This is a genomic window from Bacteroides sp. OF03-11BH (genome assembly GCF_003604005.1).
In the GTDB taxonomy this organism is placed as follows: domain Bacteria; phylum Bacteroidota; class Bacteroidia; order Bacteroidales; family Bacteroidaceae; genus Bacteroides; species Bacteroides ovatus.
The window spans coordinates 40,432-64,335 of sequence record NZ_QTMW01000014.1; the positions used below are offsets into that span (position 1 = coordinate 40,432).

Consider the following 23,904-nt stretch of genomic DNA (forward strand, 5'->3'; position numbering starts at 1 on the left):
GAAGGAATGGATAGAATTATATATTCAAAAAAACAGAGTCCAGATACAAAGAAAGTATCTGAATTCTGTTTTCTCAATTATATAATATTGCAAACTATATCTATAATTCGAATGGCTACAGATGAGTTTTTTGTTCAGCCAAATAGCTAATCCGGCTTCTTACTTTAAACTTTCACAAATTTCCGTATTTGCCCTCTTCAATTTCTGTTCATCCAGTTTTATTACTTTGCGGTCGTATGTCATCAATCCGTTCACTTCGATCTCAACATCTGTAGTCTGTGTATAAACAGCAGCCGAGAATCCACGTGCAATCATATCCTTCAGCATATTAGCATATTTCAGATACTCATCGGCAGCTTCTTTGGAAGTACTAAACTGAACATACCCCCAATTACGATTCGGCTCCCAAAGATGCTCCTTCAGCACTAAACCAATCCCTCCATACTCTCCGAGTACAGTTGCACGCTGTGCGTCATATAAATACATCTCCGGACCGGGATAATTATGCAAATCGAGCATATCACCACAGGTATAATGATTACCTCCACTGGCAGGATTCACTAAACGGGAAGGATCATATTGCTTTGTCCATTCTGCTATTTCAGGGGTTTTAAACTGCCCCCAAGCCTCATTGAAAGGTACCCATGTGCCAATACAAGGATAAGAGTAAAGGCAGTCGATAATTTCTTTCCATTCTTTACGATAAATAGCCTCTGATTCAGCAGACCGTTTGAATTCTGTTCCCTCAAAATACTTCCGATTCTGCCACTCGGGATTCTTATCGCCACTCGGCATGTCCTGCCACACAATAACCCCTAAACGATCACAATACGTATACCAACGGGCAGGCTCTACTTTTATATGTTTGCGAATCATATTATATCCAAAATCTTTTGTCTTTTGAATATCATATACTAAAGCCTCATCCGAAGGTGCTGTATACAAGCCATCCGGCCACCAGCCCTGATCTAAAAGACCAAATTGAAACAAGTCTTTATTATTCAATTGCAGACGCACAATTCCATTTTTATCACGCTTCGTTGAATATTTACGCATGGCAGTATAGCTCTTAACCTTATCGATCAACTTATTTTCTGAATACAGACAAATTTCCATATCATATAAAAACGGAGAATCCGGAGACCACCACTTTACATCAGACGGCATAGCAATCTCAACCGGAATACCATTTACGGAACTTCCTACAGCCACCAACTGCTTTCCTTCTAATACCTTCACCTCCAATTTATCTGAAAGCATCTGATGATCTGTCATAACCTCTACTGTCAACTTATTCCTGTCAATATCAGGAGTCGTTTTGATATTGACAATCGACCGGATTGGCACGGGTTCTAGCCAAACTGTTTGCCAAATACCACTGACAGGAGTATACCAGATACCTCCCGGCTTACTAACCTGTTTTCCTCTAGGCTGAGGACCTTTATCAGTCGGGTCCCACACTTTCACGATCAATTCATTTTCCCCATTCAGCAAGGCAGGCGTGATATCAAAAGAAAAAGGAGTAAATCCTCCTGTATGTTGTCCCACCTTTACCTTATTTACCCAAACATCCGCTTTCCAGTCAACAGCCCCAAAATGCAATAAGATCCTATGTCCTTTCCATTTGGAGGGAACCGAGAATTGACGCTGATACCAAAGTTCATTCTTCTCCCCAAGACTTTTCCCCACTCCGGACAAGCTTGATTCTACAGCAAAAGGAACTAAAATCCGACCATCATAACTTTGTGGCATAGCTTGACCTACCGGAGAAATAGCATAATTCCACAATCCGTTCAGATTTATCCAGTCAGCACGTTCCATAATTGGGCGGGGATATTCGGGCAACACGTTTTCAACATCTATTTTCGCCGCCCATTCCGTCATAATTCGACCGCCAACCGGTTTCCACTGTGCAAATAGATAAACACTATTAATAAGTATCACTAAAGAACATACAATTTTTCTCATCTACATTATTTCTATTAAGAGTATTTTTACTAGGTCAAGTTATTCCAATATAATATCAAACTGATCGTAAGGTGCCGTACGATGTGCCAGATGCCTGGTCAATTTTGAAATCCCAAACAAGGGAGAATAAGTACGTACTTTGATCGTTTTACCATCCGACATAAATTCCAGAATGCGAAGCCAACCATCCCCTCCGTTCCCTTCCGGACCGCCTCCTACATATTGTACATTAAACGTCATTTGTGATACATCTTTCCCGGCACTGTTCTTATCCACCCGATAAGCCACATTATTCTCATATTCACCGGTGCCTCTTCCCACATGTCCGCAAAGTACGAGACGGATATTGGAAGAAGGATAAATAAGTTTCTCCCAAATAGCCTGCCCCGAGTTTTGTGGAGAAATCTTATACCCATCTTTCGTAACGCGCTTATTACCTATATCAAGATAAGAATGAGTGATAAAAATCACCTTATGATTCTTGTATTCCGGCTTGTTTACCAAATTTTTCGCCCATTGCAGCACTTCATCACGAGGCACAAACTCTACTGCTATAACCAAAATCTTTCCCCATCCCGGCTCATCAAACTCAAAAGCCGAATTCTCTAAAGACGCCCTGCCTTCACGATTAGGAAATTCACTGACACAGATATTCCGCCAGGTAGAATTTCGTTCAAAAGGAATATAATCAGGAAAATAAGTACGACCGTTTTCTGCGGCTTTGTATCCATAATCATGATTGCCTGCGGCAATAATATAAGGTACTTTGTTATCCAGTCTTTTCAAAGCCTGCGATGCTGCCTCCCACATTTCACGACTGGTCTGGTTCAGCATCTTACGGTTTAATACATTATTATCATTCTGCTCCACCAAATCGCCTGTACAAAGGACAGCTTTAATTTTAAGCGACTCTATATTGTCCGCAATCCATGCGGTACAAAGATCAAAAAGCGGCTGGTTAATATCATACTTGGTATATCCCTGTGGATCACCGAGCAAAATCATAGAAAAGGATTCCGGATTGACCAATTTCTGGGGATCAGCCCGATGCTGCGCCGGGAGACAAGTGACAGAAGCACACAATATCCCGGCCAATAAATAGTTGAATAGTTTCATAGATTACTCTTTTTCTTCTTCGTTTTTAAATACAGGTGCACGAGATACGGATGCCGGTGTGCCATTAGTAATATAAGGCCAGCCATCACTGCTCCATTGTATGCGGTCACACATCAATTGACGACCATTATCTATTTTCGCTTTCTGCCAGGCATGATAGAAGAACCAGTCATTACCCTCGTCATCCGTGATAATTTCGGAATTGTGTCCGGTTCCGGCAAACAGGTTATTACCCTGTAGAATTACTTCATTATAACTACTATTTTCTTTCATCACAGTACCGTTTTTACCCACATAAGGACCTTCGATATTTTTAGAACGCCCCACCACTACACGGTACGTACTTCTTTCCTCTTCACAACAACTACCCGTAGAGCCAAATAGATAATAATAATTCCCGCGTTTATGAACCATGATGCCTTCTATTGAAGGACCCGCTATCTTTTCGGAAACAGCACCTTTAATGGATAGACCGTCAGCACTTAACTCTACATAACGGATACCTCCTTCATAGCCTTTAGAAGTACTATTATAACTTCCCCAGAAAAGATACTTCTTACCATTATCTTCAAAATAACAAGGGTCGATGCACTGCATAGTACCAGAATTGTAGTCAAGAAGTTTTCCGTGATCCGTAAAAGGTCCTACAGGAGAGTCGCTGACCGCCACCCCGATACAACTATTCTTAGGCAAGTCCCAGTGCCCGAGAGTATAATAGAGCACATATTTGCCATTGATATAGTTAATGTCCGGAGCCCATAAGCGAGTGTCCGGCTGCCAGTTCGGTTTTTGCAGAAAGGCTGCCCCAGCATAAGTCCACTGTGTCATATTAGTAGATTTGTAAATCGGAATATAGATATTATCCTGTTGGGTAACATACAAATAAAAGTTCCCGTCTGCCGCATGAATTATAGTCGGATCAGGCAACTGTTTGCCGACTATAGGATTGGAGAATGAAACAGGGTTAGGTGTACTCCCCCCACCCCCATTTCCATTACCGTTACCCGGCCCATCCGGTTGTTCGTCAGAGCCACCGGAACATGCCATGATACACAATGCTGTCGCAATTAAAAAAGATAATTTTTTCATATATACTTTATTAGTTAAAACTAAGATTAATTTATCCAACCTTCATTCTGTTCCAAATTCGAGTTCATTTCCATTTCTTTAGCAGGAATAGGCCAGCTCCAGCACTGATCTCCCAACCAGTACCAGGTATAAGTCGTTTCACCCCACATCTGCATCAGACCGTTACGATTATTATCAAACTTCTTATCTTTCCACGTTCCCCAACGCAATTCATGGAAATACATGGAATCTTCGCCACCGATTTCCCAGTAATACTCATTCCGGATACGTTCACGCAAATCACTCTGCCCGTTAACTTTCGTAGCAGGATAAGTTGCATTATTCAATTCGACATGCCCTGCACGACGTCTTACTTCATTAACACATCTGATTGCTTCGCTTTCATGGGTACTTCCCCATTCATTTAGCGCTTCTGCTTTCAGGAGCAATACTTCCGCATAGCGTATTAATGGAATATCCAATCCATAAGTATCACGTTCTGTCTGTTCCAGACCTTCAGGTACAAACTTTCTCCATAGATAGTAAAACTTATCGTTTGTATCAGTACGGATATCAAAAGGCTCTGCACTGTCGGAGCCACGATAAGGCCAACGCAATGTATAAGTATGAGCTATTCCAGAAGAAGCACCATTGTATTGTGCGTAAGGGGTAATGACAGCCATTTGCAGACGTGGATCACGGGTCTCGTAAGCTTTTTTGATACGTGCTTCATTGCCACTATCCAGATATTTGTTCATATCTGCCCCATAGGCAGCCATACGTTCCTTTTCCGCCGCAGACAGTCCATCGCGTAGAAAAAACACCACACGTTCTTTTTCTTTCATCGCACTATAGCCCGGCAAGTAGTTATCCCAATTAAACTTTTCTCCGGTCGCCGTCTCAAAAGATTCTACAAAATGCGGATTAGGCAAATAGTTATTCCACATAGAACCTGCTGTACAACGGTTGCCGTAAGTGATGTTCCTTGTATTGGAGTAGCCGTATTGCTTGATGCATTGCACAGAGAATATCATTTCTTCACATTGTTCATTTGCTATTTTCAACAACTGCTTATAACTGGTAGCACCGGCCTTAGTATATAACCCGAAGCCACAGTCAGCCACAGAATTAAAATCATCAACCGCCGCCTCCCAATTCTTCTGCCACATATATACTTGTCCGCGTAATGCATAAGCAGCTCCTTTGGTTACCCGTCCATAGTTAGAGTCACCCGAATTATATTTATCCGGTAGATTGGGTTCATTCACACAATCTGTCAGATCCTGGAGTATAGCCGCCCAAACATCCGCTTCTGAAGAACGGGCTTTGTTACCGTTTTCAGGACTCGTGATTGCATTCATATATAACGGCACTCCTTTATACAAGATATTCAAGCGCATATAAGCAAATGCACGCAAGAATTTACATTCGGCGATAGCCCGTTGCTTCTCTCCGGTCGACATATCAGGAACCTGACCAATATTATCTATCACATCATTAGCACGATAGATAAAAGTATAAAAACGTTTATAAATATCACTGAACAGGCCACTTGAGGGAGTAGCTGCTCCTGTACAATTAGGCATTCGCTTAATCCAGTTCTTGTCTGTATCCATCACAGAAGAATAAGCATCCCATGGAATCCGGTGCGAATCCAAAATGCCGGAGTTAGGACAATATTGATCCAGAAAGACATTATATACGCCGATAACAGCCTGTTCGGCCAAAGTTGCTTTCGTCCAGATACTACTACCGCTTATGTTATTGGTAGGAGTAGTATCTAAAAAGTCCGCACCGCATCCAGCCATAGAGAAAGACAGCAAGGCAATAGATGCACATCTTACTAATTTCCGAAATATTTTTATTTTGTTTTTCATCATAAAATCGTTTTAGAGTAAGTTTAGAAAGTGATATTTACACCGAATGCATATTGTCTCATAGTAGAATATCCCACTGCGGTACGCATTTCCGGATCCATTCCTTCATACCCGGTAATGGTAAATAAATTTTCACCGGAAGCAAAGAAACGGATATTCTGTGCATATACTTTTTTCGACAGGACAGCAGGCAATGTATATCCGATAGTCAGGTTCTTCAGTTTAATATAATCCCCTTTTTGCAAATGTACTGATGACTGTGTCATACCACTTTGGTCGTTACCGGAGTTATTTGTCAAACGAGGATTCTTTGAACTCAAGTTCGTGCGCGGATCATTGGGATTTTTGGGATCAAAGAAATAGTGATCGTTTGCTATTGCTTCCCCAATAGCATATCCTTTGATGGTAGCACTGCTGTTCAATGCCAAACGATAGTAGTAAATCTTGAAACCTGCCGCACCGGACCAGTTCATGGAGAAATCGAAGCCTTTCCAATTAGCGCTTGCCTGCAGACCGAAGTTATACTTGGGCACATTGGAGCATCCCTGAAACTCATTATCAGCGTCATTACCATATACACCGTCGCCATTTAAGTCAGCATAGATGTAATCACCATACCAAATGCCACTCTTACTGACGTTCTGACGCGGATAGAACTTATACCCTGCCCCTACCATAGCATTCAGCCATTTCATGTCGTCTACTGTACGGATCATTCCGTCTCTCGGACCACCGTTGATATTGACTGTTCCATCTGCGTTAAAACCGTTTCCACTGCCCTTGTATGGTTGCAACATATAGTATTCATTAATCATTTTACCCTCTATTACACGGGTAGATCCTCCGGTAGAGACATCGCCGATATTGGTTTGATAAACACGGCTCCCGTTTTCATCTGTCACCCAGCCACGCTGCAACTCTCCTTTGTATTTACTGACCTTGTTCTGGTTATAGGCAAAGTTACCGGATACACGATATTCTACTTTACCGATACGGTCTTGCCAATTCAGGGTCATTTCAATACCGCGGTTAGTCACTTCCGCAATGTTCTGACGAGGGCCACTGGCTGTCCCAAGAGACATGTACATATCAGGACGATATAAAATTCCATCCGTTACTTTATTATAAAATTCAGCCTCGAACGTCAGACGGTTTCTAAGAGTTGCAAAGTCGACACCAATGTTCGTAATAGCAGTGCTCTCCCATTCCAACAGGTTATTAGAGATAGAAGTGACTGCCAATCCGTTATTAAGACTACCACCAAACGCGTACTTTGCCGAGTTATATACAGCCTGCCATTCGTAGTTACCAATCGCATTGTTCCCTAACTTACCCCACGAAGCACGTAATTTCAGATTGTCGATAGGAAGTCCTTTCATAAATCTCTCTTCACTGATTCTCCACCCGGCAGAGAAAGATGGAAAAAGCCCCCAGCGATTATCCGGAGCAAAACGGGAGGAACCGTCATAACGCATATTAACCTCGAATAAATAACGGCTGTCGAAAGCATAGTTAATACGACCGAAGTAAGAACGGGATGTAAATTCCTCACCTGTACCACCTATGGAAGAAGGAGTAGTAGCAGAACTTGAATCACCCACAGACGAATCTATTAATCCAAGTTTGGCAGTGTCGGTAGTCCGTTTGACAAAACGTTCTTCTTCAAAGCCCAATAACATACCAATATCATGCTTATAAAAAGTCTGGTTATAGTTGAGCAAGTGCGTTAATTTCCAATGGTTTTCACGGACATACGCCATACGGGTATACAAATCGGCAGGATCTTTGGGGGCAGCTATCCACTGATCTGTACTAAAACTATATTTCCCATAATCCGTATTTACGGACATCGATTCATAACGGTAATCCTTATAGTTCAGATTAACATCGTATGAAAAGTGTTTCAGAAACTTCACGTTGGCATAGAAAGTAGTAAAGAACTGCGTGTTTTTGATATGCCCTTCCGATTGTGCCATGTCCCACAGAGGATTGTGAGATTGCGGATCTTCCTCGTTCGCTTCCGGCGCACCATATTTTCCGTCATAATATGGATATACGCCCGGTATCATCTTTTGAGTATTAATATTGGTGAGTGAACCGGTATCGCTTTTCTTCTGGTCAGTGTGATACCCCCATACGCGAGTACCGATACGTAACCACTTAGTAATATCCGAATAAACATTGGCACGCAAAAAATAGCGTTGGTATCCGGTATCCTTGATTAATCCCGGATTGTCAGTATAAGATATAGAAAGATTATATCCGGTACGTCCCTCCTGTCCAGTGACGGAAAGCGAATGTTTCATCATCCAGTCGTTACTATATATCTCATCGTACCAATCTGTATTAGGATAAGCTACATAATTAGGATAGCCGGAAGCCGAAATGCCATTCGGATCTTTTTCCGCCTCACGCCATTGATTGATGGTAATGTCGCTGAAAGGAGCAGATTCTCCTATATTAGTAGCAGCTTCGTTCATCAATTCCATATACTTGGCGTAGTTAGATACCGTTTTTATCAGTTTGGTAGGTTGATTCAGTGAAAAAGTAGCATTGTAGGACACGCTGACCTTTCCTGTTTGTCCGGTTTTGGTAGTAACCAGAATAACCCCATTTGCCCCTCGGTTACCATAAATAGCACACGAGGCCGCATCTTTCAGGATGGAAATAGAAGCAATATCGTTGGGATCTACATTATTCAGACTTTGTTCCATCCCATCCACCAACACGAGTGGTGAAGAGCTGTTCAGGGTACCTACTCCCCGAATATTGAAAGAAAAGCCTTCATTATATGGAGTCCCGGAGCTTTGCATCACCTGCAAACCGGCTGTCATACCGCTCAACGCCTGCGAAGCACTGACCAAAGGACGGGAAAGTGATTCCTTTTCCAAATTTACCGTAGCAACCGAACCGGTCAGGTTCACCTTCTTTTGCGTGCCATAACCAACCACTACTACTTCTGAAAGCATTTTCACATTCTCTCCCATTACAATGTTGAATGTCGTCTTGCCGGGCGACAATGAAATTTCCTGCGTGTCAAAACCGATATAAGACACTTGCAATTTCTTAGCGTCCTCCGGTATTTCCAATTCAAATTTCCCTTCCATATTACTCACCGTGCCAATATTAGTACCGGGAATTGATACCGATACTCCAATTAACAATTCATCATTGACATCGCTGATGACACCATTGATACGCCGTTTCTTATCCGATTTCTGAACGACAGGCCGGGTGATAATAATATGATTATCTTTTATTTTATAAATCAACTCCTGTCCTTTCAGAATCTGATCCAGTGCCTTGCTTATCGGTTGATTATCTACCTTTACAGTTACCTTACGGGTCAGGTCCACATCATTTTTCTCATATACTAAGGATACATTTCCTTTGACCTCCAACTCCCGGAACGCTTTACGCACCGTTACGTCCTGCAAATGTAAGGTCACCTGTTGTGCATGAACCGACAGTGGAAGAACTGCGGCTAATAGCACGAAGAACATGCATTTGATGATTTTACTCATTGATTTAAGTTTTTATATGTATATCTTTTGTTACTAACTCATTGTCTTACAATGTTCTTATTTAAACATTATCCAGGATTGCGAACTAGCTTCATTATCCGCATTTTTCACATTGCCGTTCGTTTCCCAATCGTATCTACCGGCTACCTTTCCTAAAGGCACCCCTCTACTATCATCCCGAATAACAACAGGACTATGATAGTTCTCACCAAACACAATGGCATCCGTACAACCCACTTCCTGCAATGCCACAGCAACTTCCCGTAAAGAAGAGCCATCACTAAAGACATTCCAAGCTGCTTTTACCGAGTTATAAGAATTCGTAAAACGATTACTTACAAAAATGACCAAGTCTCCTTCTTCCGTGATACCGACAGCCCGGCGTCCTACAGGCTTGCCATCAAAAGTCCAAATGCTTACCGGATTAGCAGCCCATGAATTACTTCCTGACAATGCTCCATCCATTCCTCTGTTACGGGTCGAAGTATTTCTTCCTTCATTAGTGGCAAATGTCTTGTAAAGTTCTGCATTTTCTCCGGCAATCATGATCTGCCCTTTTTGCAACGGATAGGAATATCCACTGACAGCACTGGTTGGAGACCACTGTACTCCATTGGCAGCTTGTTTGCCGGCTCCGCCGCTGGTAAACTTATACAAGTTATTATCTATCACTTCTGCATACGAAATCTCCGCTTTTCCATCAGCTGTAATTCCCAGAGTTCCCGGACAATACTTCAAAGAAGTAGATAGGTTATATCCGAGACGCGGTGCGGATAGCAGCCCACTATCATTCCACCCGAGGCTATAAAATATCGGTACCCAGAATTGCCCGGACAATCCCGGAACAAACAATGAATAATCCATATTATCATTCATGATAGCTGTTGTACGATGTTGAGCAGTGGGTTCAGCCCATGTTACATTGTCTTTATTCATATCCCAGCTAACCTTCATATTTATTCTACCGGCAGGAATAGTTATCAACCATCCCGTATTACCGCTCCTTCCATGCAAGTTTTTATTTTCATAGACAATCATGAAATCAGGAATACAAATACTACTGTGTTGGCTTTTTAGATCAGCAGTAATATTTTTCCAGTTTACCCCTGCGTCAATAATTCCATTTACAGCACTCAACTGATATTTTTTAGTCATGTTGTTCGTATTGTCTTTTACAGTAATAGTAAGTGTGCTACTTAGGTCAACAATCAGGTTTCCGTTTTCATCCTTTTGACTGACGGGATCCGTAGAGATGATTTCTGCGTTATCTGCCAAAGTCGGCATCAACACAACGTTTGCAAATGCAGTGTTTTGTTTGAAACGTAACGAAGCGATGCCATTAATAAAGTTAGCACTAACCTGCTCTGTGTTACAAGTAGCCGTTACGCCTCGAAGTAGCTGAGTAGAAGTGCTGAAAATGGTATATTCGATATCATCTGCTCCATCATTCACTTTAATACGGGTGATACCGCTGCTCAAGTCCAGTACAGCATCAGTAGTGAGCGGATCAATGGGCTTTGCCCATTCATCCGCCAGTTTGAGTTTCACATTCACCGCACTTTGGTCGTCCAAAATGCGAAAATCTAAGGCTATGACCCTACTGTTCTGGTCAATAAGACCATTTATCCAGTTCCCTGTGCCATCTTCTGCCTGTATGGCTACCAATGGTTCTTTTACGTACCCCGGATCTTCGGATAAGACAACACCTTTCAGTTCATCTTCTCCGCATGACGTGAATATAAACACAAGGAATGTGCTTAATAGAAAATGTAGTTTCTTCATACAATATTATTTAAATAAGAAATAGCTTATTTTCTGTTATTCCTGAAAACAATCTTTATCCTGCATGACTAAACTAAAACAGCTGTTTGTATACCTTATAACTTAAAAAAGAGTGTCGCGCTATGCTCTTTTACAATCCTTCTTTTTACCATTCATAGAGATTCAGGTTAAAATATGCTTTATTGGCCTATTCATTAATATGACAGCCAGATTAATAAAAAGTATAGTGAGAAATGATTTTTTTATTCGTTCAGCCCTTCAACTCATCTTTTTATTAGTGAGTTTGGTCATCTTACATTTTTTCAATACCTTGCCCCCGAATTATCCATCGGAGAAACAGAACCTGTGAGTATTCACCTTAATATATTAACTAATAAATCAAATATACGATTTCTGAAAGACATAATGGAAAAAAACCTGGAAACAGAGATTATCGAGGCCCTGAAATCGGGTAAAGAGGAGGCATTCCGATACATCTATAAAACTTACTATACAGATCTTTGCCGGATAGCGAGAGGGTATTTGACAGACTCTTATCTATCAGAATCTATAGTAGAAGATTTGGTGTATAGTCTATGGGAAAACCGCTCTAAAATAACAATTAACACCTCATTGAAGAACTACCTTTTCAGAAGTGTAGCCAATAAGTGTATCAATTATCTTCAGCTTGAATATGTGAGAAGGGAAACGGCCTGCTCGTCAGAAGACCTGGTCATTTACAGCGATTTATGGTCCTTGGGCGAAAATCCGGTTGAGCATTTAGAGGGTAAAGAGCTACATTCTATTATCCAGAAGACGATTGACGGCTTATCTCCGGAAACCCGGAAGGTATTTTTATTGAGTCGTTTTGAGAACAAAAGACAAGAAGAAATTGCCGAAATCATGGGAATCACTATTCATACAGTGAAATATCACATGCGAAGTGCACTGGATAAACTGAAGGAAGCAGCAAGATCTTATCTTGCCCTGATTGTAATGTTTATTACGAATATATTTAATTAATATTAAAAAGCAAAGTAATTCACTATACTTCTTCTATTGACAAACTGTCCTGATGATAGCGCAGGTATATGATTTTCAATAGATATTAAGTTTAAGATGGTATGAAAGAAGAATTTGACAGACTGATATATGATTTCCTCTCGGGAAGTATCACCAAAGAGGACTTGCATAAGTTGAACGAATGGATATACTCCGATCCGGAGAATCAGAAATATTTTGAACAGCAGAAACGAATCTGGCTTCTGTCTGCCGAGTATAAAAATGTATCTGTACACGAGGAACAAGCCTATAACAGATTTGCGAAACGAATCCGCAAACATAAGAGTGCTCCGGCAGGAAAGATGAGAAGAGCCTTATTTGTGAAGTATGCAGGTTACGCAGCGGCAATCATTATATTACTGTTTACCACTCCTTTTATAATTTATAATTTTACAACACCTGATGATTCTTTGATTTCCGAAGTATACGCTCCAAGAAAATCGAAATTAAAAATGAAGCTTCCTGACGGTTCTATAGTGTGGTTAAACGCAGATTCCAAGCTTTCTTACTCCGAGAGTTTTAGTCGGAAGAATCGCAATGTCCGGCTGGAAGGCGAAGGGTATTTTGAGGTAGAGCATGGAGAGCATCCATTTGTTATACAAACAGACTCCGCACAGATCAAGGTACTGGGTACTAAGTTTAACGTTAAAAATTATGGTGATGAGAATTATATAAAGGTATCACTCCTAGAAGGTTCCATTGTCTTATTGTGCATCAACCAAGAGTTTATAATGAAGCCTAATCAAACGATGACAGTTAATAAGCTTGACCAAACTTATAAGCTGACCGAGAGTGCTGACTATGCTGAACAGTGGATCAACTGCAAAGTATTCTGGGATGAAGTTCCTATGTCGATCATTTCTAAAGAGTTGGAGCGCCAGTTTGATGTGACATTCGCATTTGAGTCAGAGCAACTCAAGAATTTGATTTTCCATGGAAGTTTTATTATAGAAACAAATAATTTGGAGAAAATATTGGATATTATGTCTGAAACAAATAAATTTAGCTACTCAATTGAAAAAGATAAGGTATATATCCATTCATTGAAAAAATAAGAAACGATTAAAGAATCTTCAAAAATAATATCATGACTGCACAAGAGTTTTTTAAGAACGATCTGTTTGCCGAAAATGCAGGAGTAGTACTGCTGGAAGTACGCAAAGGTTACAGTAAAGCCAAATTAGAAATAAAACCCGAACATCTTAACGCAGGTGCCCGCACACAAGGAGGAGCGATCTTCACATTAGCAGATCTGGCGCTTGCCACAGCTGCCAACTCGCACGGTACACTAGCTTTCTCTCTCTCGTCCACTATTACTTTCCTACGTGCCAGCGGCCCCGGAGATACTCTCTTTGCCGAAGCACGCGAACGCTATATCGGTCGAAGTACAGGTTGCTATCAGGTAGATATAACAAACCAAGACGGAGAGTTGATTGCAACTTTTGAATCTAGCGTATTCCGAAAGGATCAGAAAGTGCCTTTCGAAGTTCAGGAATAAAACAGGAAAGCGCATCAACACTTTTAAAAGTATACCTTTTAGAAACAGATAACGCGGATGATACGGATAAAAAGATAATAAATCCGTGTCATCCGCGTTATCCGCGTCTAAAAAATAACAGGTTGGCAGGGCCATTTACTTCTGATATGCCTTCGTTTTTTCTATATATCTATTTAACGATAGAAGTCAGCGGATGCCGGTTACCCGTCACATTATTCAGGAATGCTTTTGCCGAACCGAAGTTCAGGAATAAATCCAGACGGACAGGAAGATGGTTCAAGTCGTCCGTCACGAAGAAAGTAATCACCTCCTTTTCTTTTCCTTTCTTATCATATTCTACCAATGAGAAGATCAGGCAACGGTAAGTAACTCCATTCTCCGCTTTCACATTTTCTTTTCCACGGTAGATAAGCGTTTGCTCTTCCACTTTACGGCCCGTAGCCATCGGGAACTTGATTTTGTCTCCCACCTTATAATCTGCAGGGTCGTAAGAACGTGCCTGCGCCAAGATGCTTAACATATCGTATATACAACGGCTATCGCTAGCTTCAGATTCATCAAACGCTCCATCCCGATAAGTACGTTTCTGGTTTACGAGGCAAAGACCGTCCTTATAAGAAAACCAAGCCTCATCAACCGTGTAACGTTTTCCCTCTTCGGCACCTTTGCGGAAATAGCGCGGTTCCAGTTTTTCACCGATCACACAAGTCAGCGTATCGCGCATCTTGAAAAAGAAGTCTGCCCGTTTACTGCCCAAAGCAAGCAGGTTAATCCGGTAGGCAGGTTGTGAATGATAAGTAGTAGCATTCGTCGTCAGACTGGCAAGTCCGGCTTTCACCCAGACAAACTTCCAGTTAAAATATAAATCATACATTACGTGTTCGCCGGATTGAAACGCATCATTCTTCGCTTCACATTGAGCACTGGCTGGGAGGGCGAAAGCTCCCATCAGTAAGGCCACTAATCCGATAATAAAATTGCGTCGAACGCTAACGACGGCGGTTCTGACTATTTCGTTCCCGATCCTTTTTCTTCTTGTCTTCATCTGGTTTTTGTTTTTTAAGTTCATCCAGCTTTTGCTTATCCAGCGGAACTGCATGAATATCCCAACTTTGTTCTAGATCCCAGTTGGCTTTCGGCTCTAAAATCTGATTATAATAATACACCTCTTCGGGCTGCACCCCTTTTTCAAAATTGCCGGTATCCCATTCACCGTTTCCATTCCGGTCGTTAATCAACCGGGCGGAGTACTTACCGGGATTTAAGTAATAAAAGTCGGCATAACCTCCTTCCTCTACTCTTCTTCGGCGTACCACTTTATCCTGCGCATCCAACAGTTCAACGAAAGCATTAGGTTCCGCTCCCGTCACCACAAACGTGATTTTGGCATATTCTTCCAAACTACGCACCTTGAACCCTTGTTTTATTTTGTCTGTAAACAATCCGTATATACCATGGAACGCAGTCGAGTCTACCGAAAATTCATATTCCAGTGTCGGCTCCCAATCATAATACAGATTGAACCTCTTTAGATTCACAGAGTCCTGTTCAAAGTCGAATGGTATATCTTTCCAGAGCGTATCTACCTTTTGCCGTAGATGGATGGCCGCAGTATCGAAACTGGCTATCGGTTCTTCAAAACTCAAAGAGATAGAACCATATACATCCATTGACGAAGGAGCACCGACATTTACCGGCAAGAATTTTGTCGGTTCGGGTTCATCCTCTTCACCTTTCTTTTTCTTCTTTTTCTTTTTGTCCTTATCCGGCTCCTCTTTCTTATATTTCTGCTTCGAAACGAGGTTGAGCGTATCCGTACGGGGCACTAACTGATTCAATGTATCCGTATAAAGATAAGTCAGGCTCATGGCCAGCGTATCCTGCTTAAAGAGCAGGGAGTCTTTTACCCAATAATGGATGGTGTCGTTCCGCTGATTCTTTTCGATAACAAAAGCATCCTTTTCATCGAAGTTCAAGCCTTTCAATACAGGCAAAGTATCTGCCTTACCTGCAAAATAGAACGTAAACTTCTGCGGAACCAGTCTTTCCGACTTGATAAGGTATTGCGAATAATTGAGTTCCTTAAAGGCACGGAGGATGACATCATCCGGCAAATAATGCATATATTTCTTCTCAACAATCGTGTCATAAGTCAATGAATCCACCCAAGCCGTATCCATGCGGATACGTTCTTCCATACGAGGGATAATCAACGAGTCATGGAAAGCGATCATCTCGCTCTTCTGATTAAAAGTGAAGTTCTGGTCGGCATCCATCAAACCGTAGATACGATACTTGCCGGGAGCTATACCCCGGATAGAGAAACGCCCACGGCTGTCCGTACGTGCCACACGGTCGAAAGGCAATTTGTTGAAAGCCGAATCGTTCAAGTTGGAATGTAGTCCGACAAGCATACCTTTAATAGGCTCCAGGTTAGAGGCATCGAGCATCGTTCCTGCTACTTCCATCGTATCGATTTCCGTACCGGTAGAGAACGTAAATGCAAAATTCCCTAGCGGGTTACCTTCATTATTGTCGACAATTGCATCCGAGAAGTCAATCGTATAGGTCGTGTTAGGCTTCAAAGAGTCGAGTAGGTTGACTTGTATTCTCTTGCCGGAAGCCTTGATTTCCGGTTGCTGTATCTGGGGAGGAGAAACAACGACTTTTTCGGTTGCTTTCTCCAGCTTAATAAACTCATCAAACATCAAAGAAATTTTAGTCCTTTCATTATTCAGAGCGCCCGCAGCAGGAGTACTACCGATGAAACGGGGCGGCGTCTCATCATAAGGGCCTCCGTCCGGCCGTCCAATACTGGCGCAGGAATATAACATAGCTCCCAGCGTTACTACCGGAAGCACCTTGCGAACTATTTGCTTTATCTTTTGATTCTCAAATTGTAACATGCTGCAAAAATAAGCGTTCTTATTCAATAAACACCACACTTTCTAGCTAATTTATTAAAAAAGGAAAGGGTGACTTAAGGTAATAAACAATATTTGCGACGTTTTTATTTTTTTCCTGCTAATATAATTAGTTTTATTGCCTAAAGAGATTACCTTTGTTGCCTAATCTTTTTTCGTTCCACTATAGTGTTCCGCAAAGAACACTATAGTTTCCCTTGCGGAGCACTATAGTGGGACGAAAGAGAAACTATAGTGGAACGAAATAAAAGTAGCAAGTGAAGTAAATCCGGATAGGCAAACGGATTTATCAATGTGCCTACACTAAATAAAAACGAATATGAGTATACAATATGACCTTTACGACACGCCTGACATTCAACAAACAGGCGACGCACAACCGCTTCATCCCCGCGTAGTATTCAAAGGAACCGTCGATCAGGAAGAATTTCTAGACCGTGTACACAAATTCACAGGAATAAGCCGCAGTTTACTGGCGGGCGCCATGCAGTCTTTCCAAAACGAGTTGAGAGATTTGATTGCCAACGGATGGATTGTGGAACTGGGAGATATCGGATATTTTTCAGTGTCTTTAAAGGGACCTCGTGTAATGAAGAAAAAAGATGTGCACGCACAATCTATTGAGCTGAAGAATGTCAATTTCCGGGTAGGCAGCCAGTTTAAGAAAGAAGTAGGCCAGCAAATGAGACTAGAACGTGGAGAATCGATGACTCGTCACCATGGGAAAGGGCACAGTGAAGAAGAATGTTTGACAATAATCAACCAGCATCTGAACAAATATCCCTGCCTGACCCGCACCGACTATAGCCGATTGACAGGACACGACAAAAAACGTGCTTTGAAAGAACTGAATGCTTTTATCGAACGTGGACTCTTAATCCGTTATGGAACAGGCAAACAGGTGGTTTATGCAAAGAAAACAGAAAGTTAAGTTAAAATCATCTAGCAGAATTACCTAGAATTCCAATTCTGAACTGAACAAAAAAACAATAATTCAGTGTAGGGTTCTTTTTATATTAATCATATTTATACTGACTTTTAGTAAATCAGAACTATCTATGAAATTATAAAACAAGATTACTTGCTTTATCAATATTTATTGCTACTTTTGTAGCGGTTTCCTTTCATACGTAGAGAGGAACATTTTATTTTTTATAGAGAACGATTATTTATTGCATTCAACCATAAATTCGGCAAAAATTTACCGCGAATGGCAATAAGTGATGTCAGGTCTCGCGCACACTTCTGTATATAATTTGTTTATATACCCAATGGGCGTGGGACTATCACTTATGTCGCGGAGGGTCTTTGCCGAGCCTATGGTTGGCGTACAGTTGGTAGTTTCCCACGCTCTCTTTTTTTAAACCGCGCACCACAGGGAAATGATGCGACAAACATAACAAAGATATGTACGACGACCTGAAAGAAAACATTATTCTAGTAATGCAGCACCCTATCGCGCGCCGCCCCATCTCCAACTTATCAGATGAAGAACGAGAAAAAGCATTTGACTTGTTGAACTATCTTTCAACTTTATCCGTTGACGAAAACTATACCTTGTTAGATTACATCCAAATGGCACGTCTTGAATATGCACTTGGAGAGCTTGAGTATAAAACAACCAATGATACAGAAAAAGTAATACGACATTTTAGAACCGCCCTCCAACATCTGGAGAAAGGAGGGTTCGACTTAAGTATAAGCAAGTGGACAGAGTTAGTCAGCCTGCGAACCAAAGAAGACACGGAATAATTCAGAATCATAACCCTTACCAGTATATATAGAAGATAGACAACAAAGCGAAAAAGATTGCTTGTGCAAGTAGTCCTTTCGTTCTATCTTTGAAGAGGATGCCTTCCCCACACTTGATACCCCAATATCTTAATCGGCATCCTCTTCTTCTATCTTTCTGCTAAATCTTTTTTACATAAAATTCCCCAATACAGCAGCATTCTACTTATTAACTAATTTATTAACGCACAATTCTTTTTCAGCTTGGTCATGAATTTCGGAAACCATATCTTTGCATCGTGATCACAAAACAACAATAAAACAGATTAACTAACTATTAAAAAAAGAAAGACTATGGCATTAAAGTATGTTGTCAAGAAAAGAGTTTTCGGCTTTGACAAAACAAAGACTGAAAAGTATGTAGCACAGAATGTAATTACCAATACGGTAAATTTCAGAGATTTATGCAAGGAAGTATCCATGTTCGGTATGATTCCCGAAGGCGCAGTGAAACACGTGATTGACGCACTGATTGATGCGTTGAACACGAACCTAAACAAAGGATTGTCTGTGCAATTAGGTGACTTCGGATGTTTCCGTCCGGGCATGAGTTGCAAAAGCCAGAAAGAGGAAAAAGATGTAGATGCCGATACCGTTCGTCGGGTGAAAATTGTATTTACGCCGGGATATAAATTTAAGGATATGCTGGATAATGTAAGTATTTACAAGACGGAAGGAAACGGCGGCACCTCTTCCGGAAATGGAGGGGGAAATAAACCGGAAAATCCGGACGAAGGCGGTAGCGGTGAGGCCCCGGATCCTGCAGCATAAAACTGGAACAAGGGACCACACATAGAAAAGGACTTCTTCCCATAAAAATGAACCCTAAAAGTTAGACAAAAACTTTTAGGGTTCGCTTAGTCATAGTTACCAGCCTGTATTTTGACCTAAATTAGGATTCTTATAATATTCAGTCTGTGGTATAGGATATAAGTACATCTTATCATCCCAGTTACGTGTTTCAAGCAATTCTTTCTTATAAACAGGCAAGCTGTTTTCCAAAGTGATCTTGATGCAATAAATAGCTTTGGTTTTATCACCGATTTTCCAACGGCGGATATCCCAGAACCTATGGTCTTCGAACGCAAGTTCCACTCGTCTTTCACGACGGACGCTTTCAGTAAACGCATTGCCGCTTGTTGTAATGGCAGGCATATCAGCAGCAGCACGCACCTGATTCAGTGCCGCACGTGCAGACAACGGATGATCATTATCCGTATAATCAGCGTCTTTCCAGGCATCCATTGCTTCCGCATAGTTCAGGAGAATTTCCGCATAACGGAATATGATGAAATGGTGCGGTTTCTTTTTCTCATTGGAAGGAGCTAGAGAAACAGTCTCATTCATATACTTCTTCAAATAATAACCTGTAGTAGTCGCTCCGGTTGTTCCGGCACCGTCTTTTCCTCCTTCATAAGACTGGATGGTCAAGTTCATCCATGTATCGCCATTGCAAAGCACCGTTTTATAGAATCTTGGGTCTCTGCCTTCATACGGATTCTGCCCCGGTGTAATCTGTTCCCAGTCAAAGTCTTTTCCATTAGTCATCTGGAAGGCATCCACCAGGTTCTGGGTGGGCACGTTGCCTGTTTTCCCCTTTTCATAACTGATGGGCAAATTGTTAGCTTCAAAATCAAAGCTTTCCCCATTTCTACGTTCAAAAATTAATTGCGGAGATTTCAATACATCGTTTCCACCATTCTTGTCATACAGAGGATCTACATTCGTCTTCGGCAAACTGTACCAGTTCTCTTTTATGATAGCATAAGCCGCATCGGCAGCCGCTTTCCATTTATCAGCATCCTGTGCGGGATTATGCAACAAACTCGCCGCATAAAGAAGAGCACGGGATTTCAATGCCAACGCTGTACCTTTGGTCACACGTCCCGTCTCCGCCCAAAAGTCCTGATGACTGACAGGCAGAGTTTTGGCCGCGTCACTACATTCATCACAGATATATTTTATCACTTCATTGAAAGAAGTCTTTTCCACGCCGTTGATTTCATCCAAAGCATACGTACGTGTCAAAAGTGGAATATCACCGTATCGTTTAGCCAGTTCGAACAGATAAAAAGCTCGCAACACCCGTAATTCTTCACGATACATGGTAGCTTTGGCTATGTCTTCTTCATACGTGTCGTTCCAGCGGAAACGCTCCAGTTTTTCCTGTGAATAGTTTTCAAGAAATGAATTGACGGAACGGATAGCTCCATAGCACTTCGACCACATATTATCGACTGCATTGTTGGGACTCCAGGCATTGTTATAAAAGTCGTGAACACTATTATCACTCCAGATATAAACAGAATTATCCGTTGCAGACTCCCTCAAAGCCCCGTCGAGCACTCCGAGATCTCCGGGCAACTGGCTATAAACGTAGGTAGCCAAACCTTTCACATTGCTAAAGTAGGAATAGGCCTCTTCCCTGTCCAAGCCTGTCGATTCGTCCAATTCGAGCAAGCTACACCCCGATACGGATAATAGCAAACCTGTATATAATAGGATATATTTTCTCATGGTCATCTCACATTTTAGAAGTTAATATTCAACCCGAAATAAACAGAAGTCATATCCGGATAATTGATTTTCAGATCTTCACAGTTCATATACTTCACATGATCGAGCGAAAAAAGATTGTTAGCTCTCGCATACACCTGAATCTTCTCCATTTTCACTTTCTTCGCCCAAGAGGAAGGAAGGTTATAGTAGACATTCAGGTTACGAAGTTTGAAATAGCTCCCGTTCTCCAACCACTGTGTACTGTTTCTGAAGTTATTGGCATTATCCAGCGTGGTCAGGCGGGGGACATTTGCGATGTCTTTCGTTTCTTCCGTCCAGCGGATTCTGTCATTCAGATACCAGTTGGAAATATTCGTGTTGTTTCTCAACGGCCAGTATACGCTGGCAGTGTTCAACATCACACTATAATGGGCTACTCCTTGAAACAGAGCATCCACGCCGAAACCTTTATATTCAAATCCCAAATTAATGCCATAATAAATCTCCGGTATGGCAGTGGAATATCCTATCGCCTTCTGGTCATTGTTGTCAATCACGTTATCGCCATTCAGATCCCTGTACTTGACATCACCTGGACGTACTTCCGAGAATTTCTGCACCGGACTGCTCTTTATGTCCGCCTCATCTCTGAAATAACCGATAGCCTCCCAGCCAAAACACTGCCCGACAGGGTAACCTTTTTTAGACAAATAGCCATACGGCTGATATCCCTCACCATTTTCTACGACTTTACTTTTGGCATAGGAGAAGTTGGCTCCGATATAATAGTTGAAGTCCTTGTATTCCTTTTTCCACATGGCAGAGAGTTCCGTTCCTTTTGTTTCCACTTTTCCTGCATTCATCTGCGGAATAGTAACCCCGATTGCCGATGAGATCAGCCCACTTCCGTCAATCAGGATATTAGTACGCTTGTCATAAAAACCGTCAATAGAAAAAGTCAGTCCCTTGAACAGGCTCATATCCAAACCGATATTATATTTATCCGCAACTTCCAGATCCAGTTGTTCCATTGCCAACACTCCTTCCTTCAGGCTACTTCCGGCAGAAGTATTTCCGGCCTGAAAATAGTAAGCACCGCTTCCTACCCAATATTGCTTATCCATGTCATAATCATAAATATCATATCCGGAGCGTCCGTAAGAAGCACGAAGTTTCAGATAATCAAAAGCGGAAATTTCTTTCATGAAATTCTCGTTCGAAAGTATCCAGGCGGCAGAAATGGCGGGATATGCACGATACTTGTCGTTCTTCCCCAATACGCTACTTCCAAAACAGTTGGCTACGATATCCACCATATAACGGTTGTCAAAATTATAACCTGCGGTTCCGATGATGTATTGACGGTAACGACTGTTATTAGCCCCTGTCAACGTCATTGATTCTTGACGAAACATAGCACTGGCCGTAAAATCATGTTTATCCCATGTCCGGTGATAATTGACCTTCGCTTCAAAATTGGCATGTATGTATTGATTGGCCAATCCTTTGTTGCTGATTTCCAGTTCATCGTTAGGATTTCCGTAATTCGTGTAAATCGGTTCTCCGTCTGTGCCTTTTTCAATGGTCTGGTACATAAAACTTTTCTTGGCTGTTTCCTGATAGGTCGCATTATTATCATAAGCAATAGCGAGTTCCGCACTCAACCCGCGAGTCAATACAGACAAATCCTGCACCAACCGCAAATCCGCCTGCAACATACGCTGATTCAGTTTATAATAACCTACGTCCGCCAGATTGGCTATCGGGTTTGTTTTCAGCACATTGTTACTGCCCCAGAATCCATTCAGTGTCTGCACGGGAAATGCGGCGGACGGGGTGTTGAAAATCTGTTCAAACAAAGTAGCTTCCGATGTGGTGGGACGCTTGGTCTCTCGCAGCATACCGAGCATACTCAATTTCAATTTTGTCGCGTCCGTAATATCCACATCCAGATTCATGCGAAGATTGAGGAAGTATTTCTTCATCTGGGAGTTATAGCGATCTGTATAATCAGTGTACTTGCTATTCAGCAGCCCCATATCGTTTTTGTAATTGAGGACACTGAAATAACGAAGCCGCTTGCCACCTCCGCGGAAAGTGATGTCCAGTTGATGACTGGTTGTATGATTACGTAACGCTTCTTTCTGCCAGTCCACATTCGGATAAAGATCGCTATTGCCTCCGGACAGGAAAGAAGCCTCATCCATGTCCGGTTGCAAGCCATCATATCTCAATGCTTCATTACGGGCTTTGGCATAGGTATAAGCATCGGCAAACTCCGGCTGATTAACAGGGAAGCCTAAACCAAACTTGTAGTCTACTTTTATATCCTTCTGGCTATATATACCGCGTTTGGTAGTTATCAATACCACTCCGTTAGCGCCTCTGCCTCCCCAAAGAGCAGTAGCAGCACCGTCTTTCAAAACGGATATTGATTCTATTTCCGAAAGGTTAATATATTCGAGAGGGCGTGCAAAACCATCTACTACAAATAAAGGTGTATCTCCATTCAAAGAACCGCGTCCCCGCACATTGAGACGAGATTTATCTGTGCCCCAGCTAGTGTTCTGCATCACACTCAATCCCGGCAACAAGCCATAAATGGCATTGTAAGGACTAGTGGCAGCATTTTTATCTAATTCATTCGAATAAATGGTAGAGACAGCCTGTGTCTTCCGTAATTCGGTGGTCGTCTGTGTGCCCAGATCGATTACCTTATCTTGTCCTTCATTATTTTGCGCTATACCCGTAGTGGCAAACGCCAACGAGAAAGCTACGATATAAAGTGATTTATTCATAATCATTCTTCTTATTGT

General features: G+C 41.8%; 16 protein-coding genes. 6 read left to right on the forward strand and 10 right to left on the reverse strand.

Annotation, left to right across the window (positions count from 1 at the left end):
• Positions 1 to 159: 159 nt before the first annotated feature.
• The 6 genes from DXA54_RS12555 to DXA54_RS12580 are packed head-to-tail and all read right to left on the reverse strand — an operon-like array spanning position 160 to position 11,335.
• Positions 160 to 1,968 carry a glycoside hydrolase family 2 protein gene (locus tag DXA54_RS12555; protein ID WP_120079613.1) on the reverse strand — a complete coding sequence of 603 codons (1,809 nt, stop codon included), beginning with the start codon at positions 1,966 to 1,968 and terminating at the stop codon, positions 160 to 162.
• A 39-nt stretch (positions 1,969 to 2,007) separates the two neighbouring features.
• On the reverse strand, positions 2,008 to 3,084 hold the full coding sequence (locus DXA54_RS12560; RefSeq protein ID WP_120079615.1) for a metallophosphoesterase: 1,077 nt from the start codon (positions 3,082 to 3,084) through the stop codon (positions 2,008 to 2,010).
• 3 nt (positions 3,085 to 3,087) lie between these two features.
• A complete protein-coding gene (locus tag DXA54_RS12565; protein WP_004307466.1) occupies positions 3,088 to 4,173 on the reverse strand; it encodes a family 43 glycosylhydrolase in 1,086 nt (361 codons plus the stop codon).
• 26 nt (positions 4,174 to 4,199) lie between these two features.
• A complete protein-coding gene (locus tag DXA54_RS12570) occupies positions 4,200 to 6,032 on the reverse strand; it encodes a RagB/SusD family nutrient uptake outer membrane protein (RefSeq protein WP_371682946.1) in 1,833 nt (610 codons plus the stop codon).
• Positions 6,033 to 6,052: 20 nt separating this feature from the next.
• On the reverse strand, positions 6,053 to 9,553 hold the full coding sequence (locus tag DXA54_RS12575; protein ID WP_120079619.1) for a TonB-dependent receptor: 3,501 nt from the start codon (positions 9,551 to 9,553) through the stop codon (positions 6,053 to 6,055).
• Positions 9,554 to 9,610: 57 nt separating this feature from the next.
• The gene (locus tag DXA54_RS12580; RefSeq protein ID WP_008776096.1) at positions 9,611 to 11,335 is read right to left on the reverse strand and encodes a hypothetical protein; all 1,725 of its coding nucleotides are present in this window, start codon (positions 11,333 to 11,335) and stop codon (positions 9,611 to 9,613) included.
• A 405-nt stretch (positions 11,336 to 11,740) separates the two neighbouring features.
• On the opposite strand from DXA54_RS12580, the gene DXA54_RS12585 reads away from it, so the two are divergent.
• The 3 genes from DXA54_RS12585 (at position 11,741) to DXA54_RS12595 (ending at position 13,874) form a co-directional block, all read left to right on the forward strand.
• A complete protein-coding gene (locus tag DXA54_RS12585) occupies positions 11,741 to 12,337 on the forward strand; it encodes an RNA polymerase sigma-70 factor (protein WP_004310927.1) in 597 nt (198 codons plus the stop codon).
• 101 nt (positions 12,338 to 12,438) lie between these two features.
• On the forward strand, positions 12,439 to 13,431 hold the full coding sequence (locus tag DXA54_RS12590; protein WP_004307470.1) for a FecR family protein: 993 nt from the start codon (positions 12,439 to 12,441) through the stop codon (positions 13,429 to 13,431).
• Between the two features lie 32 nt (positions 13,432 to 13,463).
• Entirely contained in the window at positions 13,464 to 13,874 is a 411-nt protein-coding gene (locus DXA54_RS12595; protein WP_008649042.1) for a PaaI family thioesterase, read from the forward strand.
• A gap of 169 nt (positions 13,875 to 14,043) precedes the next feature.
• Here the strand turns inward: DXA54_RS12595 and DXA54_RS12600 are convergent, their stop codons facing one another.
• Both DXA54_RS12600 and DXA54_RS12605 read right to left on the reverse strand, forming a co-directional pair.
• Positions 14,044 to 14,919: a DUF3108 domain-containing protein gene (locus DXA54_RS12600; RefSeq protein WP_008641759.1), complete on the reverse strand. Its 876-nt coding sequence runs from the start codon at positions 14,917 to 14,919 to the stop codon at positions 14,044 to 14,046.
• Positions 14,864 to 16,780 (reverse strand): Ig-like domain-containing domain, encoded by a 1,917-nt coding sequence (locus DXA54_RS12605; protein ID WP_008649040.1) that lies wholly within the window; start codon positions 16,778 to 16,780, stop codon positions 14,864 to 14,866. Before DXA54_RS12605 ends, DXA54_RS12600 begins: the two co-directional genes overlap by 56 nt.
• A gap of 337 nt (positions 16,781 to 17,117) precedes the next feature.
• Here DXA54_RS12605 and DXA54_RS12610 point away from each other — a divergent pair, with 337 nt between their 5' ends.
• From DXA54_RS12610 to DXA54_RS12620, 3 genes are all read left to right on the forward strand, one after another.
• On the forward strand, positions 17,118 to 17,729 hold the full coding sequence (locus tag DXA54_RS12610) for a DsbA family protein (protein ID WP_004307474.1): 612 nt from the start codon (positions 17,118 to 17,120) through the stop codon (positions 17,727 to 17,729).
• Between the two features lie 476 nt (positions 17,730 to 18,205).
• A complete protein-coding gene (locus DXA54_RS12615; protein WP_004307475.1) occupies positions 18,206 to 18,550 on the forward strand; it encodes a hypothetical protein in 345 nt (114 codons plus the stop codon).
• Positions 18,551 to 18,883: 333 nt separating this feature from the next.
• Positions 18,884 to 19,360 (forward strand): HU family DNA-binding protein, encoded by a 477-nt coding sequence (locus tag DXA54_RS12620; protein ID WP_004298336.1) that lies wholly within the window; start codon positions 18,884 to 18,886, stop codon positions 19,358 to 19,360.
• 96 nt (positions 19,361 to 19,456) lie between these two features.
• Here DXA54_RS12620 and DXA54_RS12625 read toward each other — a convergent pair whose 3' ends face one another.
• Both DXA54_RS12625 and DXA54_RS12630 read right to left on the reverse strand, forming a co-directional pair.
• A complete protein-coding gene (locus tag DXA54_RS12625; RefSeq protein WP_120079621.1) occupies positions 19,457 to 21,112 on the reverse strand; it encodes a RagB/SusD family nutrient uptake outer membrane protein in 1,656 nt (551 codons plus the stop codon).
• 8 nt (positions 21,113 to 21,120) lie between these two features.
• Positions 21,121 to 23,892 carry a SusC/RagA family TonB-linked outer membrane protein gene (locus DXA54_RS12630; RefSeq protein ID WP_120079623.1) on the reverse strand — a complete coding sequence of 924 codons (2,772 nt, stop codon included), beginning with the start codon at positions 23,890 to 23,892 and terminating at the stop codon, positions 21,121 to 21,123.
• Between the last annotated feature and the right edge of the window lie 12 nt (positions 23,893 to 23,904).